Below are 13605 nucleotides of genomic sequence, written 5' to 3' on the forward strand. Positions count from 1 at the left end.
GCGCCCCGTTCTCTGCTCGCGCAGACCGTCGCCGGTCAGGCGGCGCGGACGAGATCCACGAAGTAGCGGTGCAGCCGGAGGTCGCCGGTGAGCTCGGGGTGGAACGAGGTGGCCAGCAGGTTGCCCTGCCGCACCGCCACGATCCGCCCGGCGGCCGGACCCTCGGTCACCGTGCCGAGCACCTCGACCCCGTCGCCGACCCGCTCCACCCACGGCGCCCGGATGAACACCGCGTGGAACGGGCCGCCCTCGACGCCGGTGACCGCCACCGGCGCCTCGAACGAGTCCACCTGCCGGCCGAACGCGTTGCGCCGCACGGTCATCGAGATGCCGTCGAAGCCGCGCTGGTCGGGCCGGCCGTCCAGCACCTCCCGCGCCAGCATGATCATCCCGGCGCAGGAGCCGTAGACCGGCAGGCCGGCGGCGATCCGCTTGTCGATCGGCTCGCGCAGCTCGAAGATGTCGGCCAGCTTGCTGATCGTGGTGGACTCCCCGCCGGGGATGACCAGCCCGTGCACCGCGTCCAGTTCCTCGGGCCGGCGGACCGGGCAGGCGTCCGCGCCCGCCCCGGTCAGGGCCGCGACGTGCTCGCGCACGTCGCCCTGCAGGGCGAGCACACCGATGGTGGGCCCGCTCATGGTCACCAGCCCCGCTCGGCCAGCCGGTGCGGCTGCGGGATGTCGTCGACGTTGATGCCGACCATCGCCTCGCCGAGGCCGCGGGAGACCTTGGCCAGCACGTCCGGGTCGTCGTGGAAGGTGGTGGCCTTCACGATCGCGGCGGCGCGCTGGGCCGGGTTGCCGGACTTGAAGATGCCCGAGCCGACGAAGACGCCCTCCGCGCCGAGCTGCATCATCATGGCGGCATCGGCCGGGGTGGCGATCCCGCCCGCGGTGAACAGCACCACCGGCAGCTTGCCGCTCTGGGCGACCTCCTTGACCAGCTCGTACGGCGCCTGCAGCTCCTTGGCCGCGACGTACAGCTCGTCCTCCGGCAGCGACTGCAGCCGGCGGATCTCCTGGCGGATCTTCCGCATGTGGGTGGTGGCGTTGGAGACGTCACCGGTGCCGGCCTCGCCCTTGGAGCGGATCATGGCGGCGCCCTCGGTGATCCGGCGCAGCGCCTCGCCCAGGTTGGTCGCGCCGCAGACGAACGGGACGGTGAACGCCCACTTGTCGATGTGGTTCTCGTAGTCGGCCGGGGTCAGCACCTCGGACTCGTCGACGTAGTCGACGCCGAGCGACTGCAGGATCTGGGCCTCCACGAAGTGGCCGATCCGGGCCTTGGCCATCACCGGGATGGAGACGGCGTTGATGATGCCGTCGATCATGTCCGGGTCGCTCATCCGGGACACCCCGCCCTGGGCACGGATGTCGGCCGGCACCCGCTCGAGCGCCATCACCGCGACGGCGCCGGCGTCCTCGGCGATCTTGGCCTGCTCGGCGTTGACCACGTCCATGATCACGCCGCCCTTGAGCATCTCGGCCATGCCGCGCTTGACGCGCGCGGTGCCGACGACGGGGGCGCTGGTGTGCTGGGAAGTGGTGTCGGGCACGGGTTATCGCTCCTCAGGCGTGCTCGGGGGGTGGCAGCGGAAATGCTACGCCGGGGTCAACGCCGCTCCGACAGCCAATCAGACCCACGGTGGCCTGCGATGTGGCACCCATCACCCGCCGCCGACGGAGCCCGGACTACTCGTTTACGACATCAGCTCCACAGGGCGCGAACAGGTAGGGGATGGCGCAGCCCGTGGTCCCGCCGGACAACGCCGTCCGAGCGGTCCCGGATCAGCCGGCCGGAACGTCGGCGGGGACGGTGAGCGTGGGGTCGTCGATGTCGAAGTAGCGGGGCCAGGCGTGCCGGCGCCCCATCCGCAACAACCGCACCAGTGGCCGGCTGCGGGCGGAGCGGGCGTCCCGGACCAGGTCGGTGTGCACCTGCCGGGCCAGGGCCAGCCGGCGGCTGGCGGCGATCACCGCCTCGCAGTCCGGATCGGTGGGGTCGAGCTGGACCGCCCGCAACTGCCGGGTGAGGTCGTTCTCGGCGGCCTCCCGTTCGTCCGGGCGGGCGTCCAGGGCGATCCGTGCCGCCGCGTACAGCTCGACGCCGTAGCGCCGCTCGGCCAGCACCGCGGCGGCCGCGGCCCGGCGCAGCAGGTGGGCGTCGAGCGCGCGGGCGGCGAGCTCCGCGCGCTCCTGCAGCCGCTCGACCCGGCCGGCGGTCCAGATCAGGTACGTCGCGACCAGCCCGACGACCAGGGTCGTGCCCACCACCCACCACATGCCCGGCATCGTAGTGCTGCTCCGTTCGGTCGCCTCCGGCCGTCACCGGCCCGACAGACCGGTCACTCTCGCACCACCCACCACCGCGGTCAGCCCAGCCCCACCCATTCCGTGTCGATGACCCGCCCGTCGGTGGCCTCGATCGCCGCTGCGTATACCTCCAGAACCCGGCGGGCAACCACAGGCCAGTCGAAATTCGCCACCACCTGGTCGCCGCAGGCGGTCAGCTCGGCCCGCTGCCTCGGGTCGTCGAGCAGCTCGGTGAGCGCGGCACGCAACGCGGCCGGGTCCCCGGTCGGGAAGAGCCGCCCCGCCCGGCCGCCGTCGAGCACCCGGCGGAACGCGTCGAGGTCGCTCGCCACCACGGTGGTGCCGGCCGCCAGCGCCTCGGTGAGGATCATGCCGAACGACTCCCCGCCGGTGTTCGGCGCCACGTAGAGGTGCACGCTGCGCAGCATCCGCGCCTTGTCCTCCTCGGAGACCAGTCCCAGGAAGGTCACCCGGTCGCGCAGCCCGGCCGGGAACCGGTCGTACAGGTCGTCCGGGTCGCCCGGCCCGGCCACCAGCAGCCGCAACCCGGGGCGTTCACCGGCCAGCTGGACGAAGGCGTCGCGGAGCACCGGGAAGCCCTTGCGGGCCTCGGTGAACCGACCCAGGAAGCCGATCGAGCCGCCCTCCCCCGGCGCGCACTCCCCCGGCCAGCCGGGCAGCGGCTCGGCGTCGGTGAACTTGGCGACGGCCACCCCGTTGGGAATCTCCACCGCCCCGCCGTCCATGTGCTCGACCTGCACCTTGCGGGCCAGCGCGCTGACCGCGATCCGGGCGGTGATCCGCTCCAGCACGATCTGGAGCACGCCCTGCGCGGCGGCCAGCGCCCGGGACCGGGTCATCGCGGTGTGGAAGGTGGCCACCACCGGCCCCCGGGCGGAGAGCACGGCGAGCAGCGAGAGGCTGAGCGTGAGCGGCTCGTGCACGTGCAGCACGTCGAACTCGCCCCGGGTGATCCAGCGCCGCACCCGGGCGGTGGAGACCGGCCCGAAGGCGATCCGGGCCACCGAGCCGTTGTACGGCAGCGGCACGGCCCGCCCGGCCGGCACCACGTACGGCGGCAGCGGCGAGTCCTCGTCGGCCGGGGCGAGGACGCTCACCTGGTGGCCGAGCCCGATCAGCGCCTCGGCCAGGTCCATGACGTGGTTCTGCACCCCACCGGGCACGTCGAACGAGTACGGACACACGATGCCGATCCGCACGTCAACGCCCTTTGTTCGCGACTGCCAGGCCCCGCTCCGCCGCACTCCTCGCGCTCACCGCTGCCTCTCCCTCAGAGCTGTCCGGTGGCCGGCGAGCGCAGGGCCGCGCCGTCGACTGGACCGCGTTGGTCCAGCCACATCCGTTGCAACATGTGCCAGTCTTCCGGATGCCGGGCGATACCCGCCGCCAGACCGTCCGCGATCCGCTGGGTCAACGACCGGACCCGCTCGTCGAGCGGGCCCTCCTCGGAGCCGGGCACCGGCAGCGGGCCCGCCAACGACGCACGCGCCGCATCCGGTTCGTACCACATCGAGGCGACGTAGAGCGGCGCCCCGGTGCGCAGCGCGAGCAGGGCCGGCCCGGCCGGCATCCGGGTCCGGGCGCCGAAGAAGTCGACCTCCACCCCGCGGGCGGAGAGGTCCCGGTCGGCCAGCAGCGGCACCACCGCCCCGGCCCGCAGCCGGTCCACCAGCACGTCGAACGCGGGCCGCTCGCCGCCGTGGGTGGGCAGGATCTCCATGCCCAGGCTCTTTCGGAAGGCGAGGAACCGCTCGTAGACGCCCTCCGGCTTGAGCCGCTCGGCGACGGTGGTGATCGGCCAGCCGGTGGCCGCGACCCAGGCGCCGGCGGCGTCCCAGTTGCCGGCGTGCGGCAGCGCCACCACCGCGCCCCGGCCGGCGGCCACGTCGGCGGCGAGCAGTTCCTCGCCGTCCAGCCGGAACCCGGCCAGGATCTGCTGGCGGCTCAACGCCGGCAGCCGGAACGCCTCCAGCCAGTACCGGGCATACGAGCGCAGGCCCGCCCGTACCAGCTCGTCCAGCTCGGCGTCGGGCAGGTCCGGGCCGACCACCCGGCGCAGGTTCGCCCGCAGTCGGGCCGTACCGCCGCCGCCCCGGCGGTGGGCGCGGTCCGCGCCGGCCCGGAACGCCACGGCCACGACGGGCCGCGGCAGCGCGCGGATCACCCGCCAACCGGCGACGTAGCCGAGCTCGGTGAGATTCACCGATTTCCGTCCGGGGTGTGGATCCGCTGTGTCTGCCGGTACACGTGCAGCATCCGCTGCCCGACGGTGAAGATCGACACGGCGGCGAGCAGCCAGAGCGCGATCTCCAGGGCCGGGTCGAGGCCGAGGCCGGTGAGCAGGCCGCCGACGCCGACGATCAGCAGCCGCTCGGTGCGCTCGGCGATGCCCACGTTGCAGGTCATGCCGAGCCCTTCGGCGCGCGCCTTGACGTAGGAGACCAGGCTGCCGGCGGCCAGGCAGAGCAGCGCGGCGGCCACCCCGGTGTACTGGTGCTCGGTGGCGAGCCAGTACGCCACCGCGCCGAACACCGCGCTGTCGGCGATCCGGTCCATGCTCGAGTCGAGGAACGCGCCGAACCGGGTGGAGCCGCCGCTCATCCGGGCCATCGTCCCGTCGAGCAGGTCGGTGAGCGCGAAGAGGGTGACGATCAGGGCCCCGGCGACCAGATGACCGCGGGCACCGAAGCCGAGTGCACCGACGAGCACCCCGAGGGTGCCCGTCACGGTGACCGCGTTGGGGGTTACGCCCGCTCGGAGCAGGCCGCGTGCGACCGGCTCGACGACGCGGGTCATCCCCGCGCGGGCCGACACTTGGAAGATCTTCGCCATGGCGGTCCCACGATAACGGTCCGGCCAGGGCCGGCTCTACGGCCGGTCAGGCGAGCCGCCCTTGTGCCGACCGGGCATCGGGTGTGAGATCGAGCGGGGAGGTGAGCCAGCTCACCCGCCCGCCCGTCACGTACCCGGAATCCAGCAGACAGCGGAGGATATCGCCGCGGGACCCGACCCGGGCCGCTTCCCCGTCGCGCGCGGCGGTCGCCACCACCACCGGCTGAGGGAGGTGCGCCCCATGGCGCAGAAGAATCAGGAGAAGGGGATCACCGGCGGCGCGCCGGTGGTGACCGAGCCCGGCAGGGTCCGCAACGTGGTGCTCGTCGGGCACTCGGGCGCGGGCAAGACGACCCTGGTCGAGGCGCTGCTCGCGGCGAGCGGCACGATCAACCGGGCCGGCACCGTCACCGACGGCACCACGGTCTGCGACCACGACCCGGCGGCGGTACGCCAGCAGCGCTCGGTGAGCCTGGCCTGCGCGCCGCTGCTGCACGACGGCATCAAGGTCAACCTGCTGGACACCCCCGGCTACGCCGACTTCGTCGGCGAGCTGCGCGCCGGCCTGCGGGCCGCCGACGCCGCGCTCTTCGTGGTGTCGGCCGCCGACGGGATGGACGCGGCCACCGCCGCCCTGTGGGAGGAGTGCGCGGCGGTCGACATGCCCCGGGCGGTCGCCGTCTCCCGGCTCGACCACCCGCGCGCCGACTTCGACGAGGCGGTGGCGCTGTGCCAGCGGGTGTTCGGCGACAACGTGCTCCCGCTCTACCTGCCGATGCTCGGCGACGACGGCGTCTCCACCGTCGGCCTGCTCGGCCTGATCACCCGCCGGGTCTTCGACTACACCGCCGGCCACCCGCCGGTGGTCCGCGACCCGGACCCGGAGCACCTGCCGGCGATCGCCGAGTCCCGCAACGAGCTGATCGAGGGGATCATCGCCGAGAGCGAGGACGAGTCCCTGATGGACCGCTACCTCGGCGGCGAGGAGATCGGCACGGACATCCTCATCGAGGACCTGGAGAAGGCGGTCGCCCGCGGCCACTTCTATCCCGTCGTGCCGGTCTGCGCGGAGACCGGGGTCGGGCTGGACGCGCTGCTGGAGGTGCTCACCGCCGGCTTCCCGTCGCCGCTGGAGCACGAACTGCCGGCGGTGACCGGGGTGGACGGCTCCCCCCGCCCGCCGCTGGCCTGCGACCCGGACGGCCCGCTGGTGGCCGAGGTGGTCAAGACCACCATCGACCGGCACGTCGGCCGGGTCTCCCTGGTCCGGGTCTTCTCCGGCACCCTGCGCCCGGAGCAGACGGTGCACGTCTCCGGGCACGGCATGGCCGAGCGCGGCCACCCCGACCACGACGCCGACGAGCGGGTCGGGCACATCTACACCCCGCTGGGCGCCACCCTGCGCGAGGTGGCCAGCTGCGTGGCCGGCGACATCTGCGCGATCACCAAGTCCGGCAGCGCGGAGACCGGCGACACCGTCTCGGCCAAGGACGAGCCGCTGCTGATCGCCCCCTGGGAGATGCCCGAGCCGCTGCTGCCGGTGGCGATAGTCGCCAAGAGCCGGGCCGACGAGGACGCGCTGGCCCGCAACCTGGCCCGGCTGGTCGCCGGCGACCCGACCATGCGGCTGGACCGCAACCCAGAGACCCACCAGCTGGTGCTCTGGTGCATGGGCGAGGCGCACGCCGACGTGGTGCTGGACCGGCTCCGCGCCGGCGGCGTCGAGCTGGAGACCGAGCCGGTCCGGGTGGCGCTGCGGGAGACGCTGACCGCGGCGGCCAAGGGGCACGGCCGGCACGTCAAGCAGTCCGGTGGGCACGGCCAGTACGCCGTCTGCGACATCGAGGTGGAGCCATTGCCGCGCGGCGCCGGCTTCGAGTTCGTCGACCGGGTGGTCGGCGGCGCGGTGCCGCACAACTACATCCCCTCGGTCGAGAAGGGGGTACGCGCCCAGATGGAGCGGGGCCTGGTGGCCGGCTACCCGGTGGTCGACCTGCGGGTGACGCTCTTCGACGGCAAGGCGCACAGCGTCGACTCCTCCGACGCGGCGTTCCAGACCGCCGGCGCGCTGGCCCTCAAGGACGCCGCCGAGAAGGCCCAGCCGGCGCTGCTGGAACCGGTCGACGAGGTGGTCATCCGGGTGCCCGACTCGGCGGTCGGCGCCGTGATGGGCGACCTGTCCGGCCGGCGCGGCCGGGTGCTCGGCACCGAACCGGAGCCGGACGGCGAGGGGCGCACCCTGGTCCGCGCCGAGGTGCCCGCCACCGAGCTGCTCCGGTACGCCGTCGAGCTGCGCTCGATGACCTCGGGCACCGGCACCTTCCGCCGCCAGTTCGCCCGCTACGAGCCGATGCCCACCCACCTGGCCGACCAGGTCCGCAAGGAACACGCCAACCGCACCTGACCCCATCCCTCCGCCGCCCGCCCTCGCCGGTCGGACCGAGGGCCGGGCTGAGCCCGCAGTTTCCCCGAAGTTGCGGCCTCACGCCGAGAGGAGGCCCCACTTTCCCCGAAGTTGCGGCCTCCGCGGCTCCTGCCGTCGGCGGTCCGGTGGGGCGGTTCGTGCGGGGGCGGGCGGGGCCCGGGGCTACGGGTGGGTGGCGGGGAGGGTGGGGCTGGGCCAGTAGGGGCGGTCGGCGGAGCGCAGCGCCGCCGACCGGAGCGCGGCGAGCTGGCGCTCCACCTCGGCGAACTGGTCCGGCGGCAGCGGGCCCCAGCGCAGGGCGGCCGCGTTCTCCTCGACCTGGGCGACAGTACGGCAGCCCGGGATCGGCACGCTCCGGCCGCTGCGCGCCCAGATCCAGCCGAGCGCGCCCTGGGCCAGGGTGCGCCCGTCCCCGGTCAGCGCCGCCCGCACCGCGCCGACCCGGCGCAGCCACTCCGGGGCCGGCCGGCCGCCGCGGAACCACTCCAGCCAGCCCGGCGCGACGCCGCGCACGTCGTCGCGGGGCAGCGTGGAACCGGCGGTGTACTTGCCGGTGAGCAGGCCCATCCCGAGCGGTCCCCGGACGACGCTGGCCAGGTCGTACTTGTCGCAGACGGCGAGCAGCTCGGGGGCGTCCCGGAGCACCGAGAGGGCGTGCTGCACGGCGGTGGCGTGCGGGGCGCCGGGACCGAACGCGGCCGCCCGGTCGGGGCGGTCGGTGCTCCAGCCGTACGCCCGGATCAGGCCGTCCGCGACCAGCTCCTCGAGCGTGCCGACCAGCGCCTCGGCCCGGGGCACCGGCAGGTCGGCCAGGTGCAGCTGGTAGAGATCGATCCGGTCGGTGTCCAGCCGGCGCAGCGAGTCCCGCACCGCCCGCCGCAGGTACTCCGGGGAGGCGTCCACACCGGTCGCCTGCCGGGTCGCCTCGTCGAAGGTGTAGCCCCACTTGGTGGCGATCACCGCCGCGTCCCGCCGGCCGGCGAGCGCGCGGCCGAGGATCCGCTCGCTGTGTCCCGCCCCGTAGGTGTCGGCGGTGTCGAAGAGGGTGACGCCGAGGTCGAGCGCGCGCCGCACCGCGCGTACCGACTCCTCGTCGTCGACCGCGCCCCAGCCCAGCGGCTGGGTGCCCTCGGCCCACGGGCCACCGATCGCCCAGCACCCCATGCCGAGGGCACTGACCTCGATGCCGCTGCGGCCCAACGTCCGCGTGCTGACTGCCATCGCCAGATCGTGCCACCCGCCGGCGGCCGGCGGGTGGCAGCCGGCCGATTCAGCTCGGCCAGGCGCGGGACAGCAGGTCGCGGGTGTCGCCGAGCAGTTGCGGCAGCACCTTGGTGCGCCCGATCACCGGCATGAAGTTGGCGTCCCCGCCCCAGCGCGGCACCACGTGCTGGTGCAGGTGCGCGGCGATCCCGGCACCGGCCACCCCACCCTGGTTCATCCCGAGGTTGAACCCGTGCGCGTTGCTGACCTTGCGGATCACCCGCATCGCGGTCTGCGTGTAGGTCGCCAGCTCGACGGTCTCCGCCGCGTCCAGGTCGGTGTAGTCGGCGACGTGCCGGTAGGGGCAGACCAGCAGGTGGCCGGGGTTGTACGGGTAGAGGTTGAGCACCACGAAGACGTGCTCGCCCCGCGCCACCACCAGGCTCTCCTCCGGCGGCCGGCCGGGGGCCAGGCAGAACGGGCAGCCGGCGGGCTTCTCGTAGCCGCCCTCGGGCCGGTCCTCGCCGGAGATGTAGGTCATCCGGTGCGGCGTCCAGAGCCGCTCCAGGCCGTCGGCCATGCCGCTGTCCGTGTGCCGCTCCGCCCCAGTCACAAGCCGATCCTACGGACCCGGCCGGCGGGCGGCGACGCCCGCCGGTGGGAACTCGGACCTGCAAGTTATTGACGGATCGATATCTAGGTCTGAAAATTCCATGCATCTAGGTACTTCCATTTACCGATGGAGGGCTCCATGATCCGACGGCTCGGCAGGTTCTTCGCGGCGCTCGCGCTGGCCGCCGCCACCACGGTGGTCGGCGTCACCCTCGCCCCCGGCGCGGCGCACGCCGACGGCTGCTACACGTGGGGACGCACGCTGTCCCAGGGGATGTCCGGCGAGGACGTCCGGCAACTCCAGATCCGGGTCGCCGGCTACCCCGGCTACGGCGCCGTGCTCGGCCTCGACGGCGCGTACGGCCCGGCCACCCGGTCCGCGGTGATCCGCTTCCAGCAGGCGTACGGGTTGAGCGCGGACGGCATCGCCGGGCCGCAGACCTTCAACAAGATCTACGCCCTGCAGGACGACGACTGCACGCCCGTCAACTTCAGCTACGCCGAGTTCAACGACTGCAACAGCGACTGGTCCGGCGGCGCGGTGTCGGCCAGCACGGCCCGGTTCAACGCCCGCGTCTCGATGTGGAAGCTCCAGGCCATGCGGCACGCGCTCGGCGACCAGCAGATCATCGTGACCAGCGCGTTCCGCAGCTACGCCTGCAACAGCGCGGTCGGCGGGTCGTCGACCAGCCGGCACCTCTACGGCGACGCCGTCGACCTCGGCGCCGGCCCGCACTCGCTGTGCCGGCTGGCCCAGCAGGCCCGCAACCACGGCTTCAACGAGATCCTCGGCCCCGGCTACCCCGGGCACAACGACCACACCCACGTCGCGCACAAGTCGACCCGGACCTGGTCCGCACCGAACTGCGGGATCTGACACCGGTGCCCCCGTCGCGCCGTGGCGCGGCGGGGGCACCCCCGGTCACTGCTGGGCGGACGGGCCGATGTTGGTCCGCGAGCCGACCACGTCCAGTACGTGGGCCACCGCGTCGGCGATCGGCACCCCGTTGCGCTGGGAGCCGTCCCGGTAGCGGAACGAGACGGTGCCGGCCGCCACGTCGTCGTCGCCGGCGATCACCATGAACGGGATCTTCTGCTGCTGCGCGGTCCGGATCTTCTTCTGCATCCGGTCGTCACCCGCGTCCACCTGGGCGCGGATCCCTTCGGTACGCAACGCGGCGACGAAGCCGTGCAGGTAGTCGGTGTGGTCCTCGCGGATCGGGATGCCGACCACCTGCACCGGGGCCAGCCAGGCCGGGAAGGCGCCCGCGTAGTGCTCGGTGAGCACGCCGAAGAAGCGCTCGATCGAGCCGAACAGCGCCCGGTGGATCATCACGGGCCGCTGCCGACTGCCGTCGGCGGCCTGGTACTCCAGCCCGAACCGCTCCGGCTGGTTGAAGTCGACCTGGATAGTGGACATCTGCCAGGTCCGACCGATGGCGTCCTTGGCCTGCACCGAGATCTTCGGGCCGTAGAAGGCCGCGCCGCCCGGGTCGGGCACCAGGTCCAGCCCGGACTGCTCGGCGGCGGTGCGCAGCGCCTCGGTCGCCTCGGCCCAGTCCTCGTCCGACCCGATGAACTTCGGCGAGTCGTCGCGGGTGGACAGCTCCAGGTAGAAGTCGTCCAGGCCGTAGTCGCGGAGCAGGTCCAGCACGAACGACAGCAGGGTGGTGAGTTCACCGGCCATCTGCTCGCGGGTGCAGTAGATGTGCGAGTCGTCCTGGGTCAGGCCGCGCACCCGGGTCAGCCCGTGCACCACACCGGACTTCTCGTACCGGTAGACGGTGCCGAACTCGAACAGCCGCAGCGGCAGCTCCCGGTAGGACCGCCCGCGCGCCCTGAAGATCAGGTTGTGCATCGGGCAGTTCATCGCCTTGAGGTAGTAGTCGGCGCCCTCCAGCTGCATCGGCGGGAACATGGTGTCCGCGTAGTACGGCAGGTGGCCGGAGGTCTCGAAGAGCTGCGCCTTGGTGATGTGCGGGGTGTTGACGAACTCGTAGCCCGCGTCCTCGTGCCGGCGGCGCGAGTAGTTCTCCATCTCCCGGCGGATGATGCCGCCCTTGGGGTGGAAGACGGCCAGGCCGGAGCCGATCTCGTCGGGGAAGCTGAACAGGTCGAGGTCCGCGCCGAGCTTGCGGTGGTCGCGCCGGGCGGCCTCCTCGAGCAGCTTCAGGTACGCCTTCAGCTCGTCCCGGGTCGGCCAGGCGGTGCCGTACACCCGCTGCAGCTGCGGGTTCTTCTCCGACCCGCGCCAGTACGCGGCGGCCGAGCGCATCAGCTTGAACGCCCCGATCAGCCGGGTGTTCGGCAGGTGCGGGCCGCGGCACAGGTCCGACCAGCAGACCTTGTCCTCGTTCGCGGCCAGGTTGTCGTAGATGGTCAGCTCGCCGCCGCCGACCTCCATCACCTCGGAGGAGTCCAGCCCCTCGCCCTTGACGTCGATCAGCTCCAGCTTGAACGGCTCGGCGGCCAGCTCGGTCTTCGCCTCGTCCAGGCTGCGGAAGCGCCGGCGGCGGAACCGCTGGCCGGACTTGACGATCTCCTGCATCCGCTTCTCGAGCCGGGCCAGGTCGTCCGGCTGGAACGGCTTGTCGACCGCGAAGTCGTAGTAGAAGCCGTTCTCGATCGGCGGGCCGATGCCGAGCTTGGCCTCCGGGAAGACGTCCTGCACGGCCTGGGCGAGCACGTGCGCGGTGGAGTGCCGCAGCACGTTGAGCCCGTCCGGGGAGTCCAGGCTGACCGGCTCCACCTCGGTGTCGACCGCCGGCTGCCAGTCCAGGTCGTGCAGCTGGCCCTGCGGGTCGCGGACCACGACGATCGCCTTCGGGCCGGCCGCGGGCAGCCCGGCCGCGGCCACCGCGTCGGCCGCCGTGGTCCCGGCGGTGACGACGACGGGGTCGGCCACGGCGGGGGTACGGGGTGCGGACACGGTGACTCCTCCAGCAGACGGAACGGATGCTCGCCGACGCGCGGCTCCTGCCGATGCTATCGGTCGTGCCCGCCGGCACGGTCGGCGACGCCCACCGCCCGGGCCACCCGCCAGCCGGGGTGCGGCGGGCCGATCCCGCCCGCGAGCGGGCCGACGCCCGGTCGCCCACCACCCGGTCCGGCGAGGCGGAACCCGCCCCGGGGCCGGTTGAACCTTTCCCGCGCGCGATCCGAACTACCGGGTGTGGCCGGAGACCGGTGCCGGCCGCGTGGAGACGGATGGGGACCCGAGATGGCGATGACACGCGGCGCGGGCCGCCGGGCCGGGGCGCTCGCCGTCCTGGCCGCGGCCGGCGTGCTGGCCTGGCCCGCCACGGCCTACGCGGCGGACGTGACGACCAACCCGACGCAGGCCCGGCAGGGCGACGCGGTGAAGCTGGAGTTCGTGGTGCCCGAGGAGCGGCCCGGCACCCGGACCGACCGGATCGAGGTCCGGCTGCCGGCCGACGCGCCGGTCGCCGAGGTGTACCCGATGTCGGTCGACGGCTGGGCGCCCCGGATCAGCTCGCGGAAGCTGGACCAGCCGATGACCGGCCTGCACGGGATGCGGATCGACACGGTCACCAGCGCGGTGACCTGGACCAGGATGCCCGGCTCGGGCACAGCGCCGGCCCGGCTCACCCTCTCCATGGGGCCGCTGCCGCGGGTCGACCGGCTCACCTTCCAGGTGATCCAGACGTACGCCGACGGCACGGTGGTGCGCTGGGTCGACCCGGCCGGTGTGCACCGGGCGCCGGTGCTGGCCCTGTCGCCGCCGGCGGCCGGTGCGGTCGCCGGGCACGGCGGGCACGGGGCGCCGGTCGGAGGCCCGGACGCCGGGCGCGCGGCCCCGGGGGCGGCCGGCGAAGGCGGGGCCCCGGCGACGGACGGCGACGGGAACGCCGACGCGCTGCTCGCGGCCGGGCTGCTCGCCGGGCTGGGCGGCGGAGCGGCGATCGGCTGGCTGGCGAGCCGGTGGCGGCGTCGCGACCCGGCGGAACCGGTCGACCGGTCGGTGCTCGACGCGGAGCCGCCCACCCCGGCGGAGACCCGGGCGGCGGCGCCGGCCGGCGCCGTGCGCGGTTCCGCGCCGATCTGAACCGCCGCGCCGCAGCCGGGTCCGGCGGTGAGCGGTGCCGACGCCACGGGGGTGACGGGACGCTCCTATGCCGCGTCAAGTGGTTGGGGTGGGTTTTCGAGGCGTCGGTAGAGGTCTCGGGCGACGTAACGCTT

Annotated in this window: 12 protein-coding genes; 3 read left to right on the top strand and 9 right to left on the bottom strand. The window is 73.7% G+C overall.

Annotation, left to right across the window (positions count from 1 at the left end; genetic code table 11):
• Positions 1–35: 35 nt before the first annotated feature.
• From pdxT to pgsA, 6 genes are all read right to left on the bottom strand, one after another.
• Positions 36–638 carry a pyridoxal 5'-phosphate synthase glutaminase subunit PdxT gene (pdxT, locus tag ACVCAH_RS29135; RefSeq protein ID WP_447139430.1) on the bottom strand — a complete coding sequence of 201 codons (603 nt, stop codon included), beginning with the start codon at positions 636–638 and terminating at the stop codon, positions 36–38.
• A 2-nt stretch (positions 639–640) separates the two neighbouring features.
• A complete protein-coding gene (pdxS, locus tag ACVCAH_RS29140; RefSeq protein ID WP_447139431.1) occupies positions 641–1555 on the bottom strand; it encodes a pyridoxal 5'-phosphate synthase lyase subunit PdxS in 915 nt (304 codons plus the stop codon).
• A 232-nt stretch (positions 1556–1787) separates the two neighbouring features.
• Positions 1788–2282 (bottom strand): hypothetical protein, encoded by a 495-nt coding sequence (locus tag ACVCAH_RS29145; RefSeq protein ID WP_447139432.1) that lies wholly within the window; start codon positions 2280–2282, stop codon positions 1788–1790.
• 89 nt (positions 2283–2371) lie between these two features.
• Positions 2372–3532 (bottom strand): glycosyltransferase family 4 protein, encoded by a 1161-nt coding sequence (locus tag ACVCAH_RS29150; RefSeq protein WP_447139433.1) that lies wholly within the window; start codon positions 3530–3532, stop codon positions 2372–2374.
• Positions 3533–3603: 71 nt separating this feature from the next.
• Complete coding sequence (locus tag ACVCAH_RS29155) at positions 3604–4536, bottom strand: phosphatidylinositol mannoside acyltransferase (protein WP_447139434.1); 933 nt, start codon at positions 4534–4536, stop codon at positions 3604–3606.
• Positions 4533–5165 carry a phosphatidylinositol phosphate synthase gene (gene pgsA, locus ACVCAH_RS29160; RefSeq protein WP_447139435.1) on the bottom strand — a complete coding sequence of 211 codons (633 nt, stop codon included), beginning with the start codon at positions 5163–5165 and terminating at the stop codon, positions 4533–4535. Before pgsA ends, ACVCAH_RS29155 begins: the two co-directional genes overlap by 4 nt.
• Before the next feature lie 241 nt (positions 5166–5406).
• Between pgsA and ACVCAH_RS29165 the strand changes: the two genes are divergently transcribed.
• Positions 5407–7569 (top strand): elongation factor G-like protein EF-G2, encoded by a 2163-nt coding sequence (locus tag ACVCAH_RS29165; RefSeq protein WP_447139436.1) that lies wholly within the window; start codon positions 5407–5409, stop codon positions 7567–7569.
• 183 nt (positions 7570–7752) lie between these two features.
• On the opposite strand, the gene ACVCAH_RS29170 is transcribed toward ACVCAH_RS29165, so the two are convergent.
• Both ACVCAH_RS29170 and ACVCAH_RS29175 read right to left on the bottom strand, forming a co-directional pair.
• On the bottom strand, positions 7753–8811 hold the full coding sequence (locus tag ACVCAH_RS29170) for an aldo/keto reductase (RefSeq protein WP_447139437.1): 1059 nt from the start codon (positions 8809–8811) through the stop codon (positions 7753–7755).
• 49 nt (positions 8812–8860) lie between these two features.
• Positions 8861–9373: an HIT family protein gene (locus tag ACVCAH_RS29175; RefSeq protein ID WP_447139441.1), complete on the bottom strand. Its 513-nt coding sequence runs from the start codon at positions 9371–9373 to the stop codon at positions 8861–8863.
• A gap of 171 nt (positions 9374–9544) precedes the next feature.
• Between ACVCAH_RS29175 and ACVCAH_RS29180 the strand changes: the two genes are divergently transcribed.
• Positions 9545–10282, top strand: coding sequence for a D-Ala-D-Ala carboxypeptidase family metallohydrolase (locus tag ACVCAH_RS29180; protein WP_447139438.1), 738 nt, complete (start codon positions 9545–9547; stop codon positions 10280–10282).
• A 45-nt stretch (positions 10283–10327) separates the two neighbouring features.
• Here the strand turns inward: ACVCAH_RS29180 and thrS are convergent, their stop codons facing one another.
• Positions 10328–12334: a threonine--tRNA ligase gene (gene thrS / locus ACVCAH_RS29185; RefSeq protein WP_447139439.1), complete on the bottom strand. Its 2007-nt coding sequence runs from the start codon at positions 12332–12334 to the stop codon at positions 10328–10330.
• A gap of 291 nt (positions 12335–12625) precedes the next feature.
• Here thrS and ACVCAH_RS29190 point away from each other — a divergent pair, with 291 nt between their 5' ends.
• Positions 12626–13471, top strand: a complete 846-nt coding sequence (locus ACVCAH_RS29190; protein ID WP_447139440.1) for a YcnI family protein — start codon at positions 12626–12628, stop codon at positions 13469–13471.
• The last annotated feature ends 134 nt before the right edge of the window (positions 13472–13605 follow it).

The sequence above is a fragment of the Micromonospora sp. LZ34 genome (assembly GCF_052981855.1).

What these genes read in the sequence shown, in the direction of transcription:
- ACVCAH_RS29190 (WP_447139440.1), top strand. Translation starts at nt 12,626, where the DNA reads ATGGCGATGACACGCGGCGCGGGCCGCCGGGCCGGGGCGCTCGCCGTC.
- pgsA (WP_447139435.1), bottom strand. Translation starts at nt 5,165, where the DNA reads ATGGCGAAGATCTTCCAAGTGTCGGCCCGCGCGGGGATGACCCGCGTC.
- ACVCAH_RS29180 (WP_447139438.1), top strand. Translation starts at nt 9,545, where the DNA reads ATGATCCGACGGCTCGGCAGGTTCTTCGCGGCGCTCGCGCTGGCCGCC.
- ACVCAH_RS29145 (WP_447139432.1), bottom strand. Translation starts at nt 2,282, where the DNA reads ATGTGGTGGGTGGTGGGCACGACCCTGGTCGTCGGGCTGGTCGCGACG.
- ACVCAH_RS29165 (WP_447139436.1), top strand. Translation starts at nt 5,407, where the DNA reads ATGGCGCAGAAGAATCAGGAGAAGGGGATCACCGGCGGCGCGCCGGTG.
- ACVCAH_RS29170 (WP_447139437.1), bottom strand. Translation starts at nt 8,811, where the DNA reads ATGGCAGTCAGCACGCGGACGTTGGGCCGCAGCGGCATCGAGGTCAGT.
- pdxT (WP_447139430.1), bottom strand. Translation starts at nt 638, where the DNA reads ATGAGCGGGCCCACCATCGGTGTGCTCGCCCTGCAGGGCGACGTGCGC.
- ACVCAH_RS29175 (WP_447139441.1), bottom strand. Translation starts at nt 9,373, where the DNA reads ATGGCCGACGGCCTGGAGCGGCTCTGGACGCCGCACCGGATGACCTAC.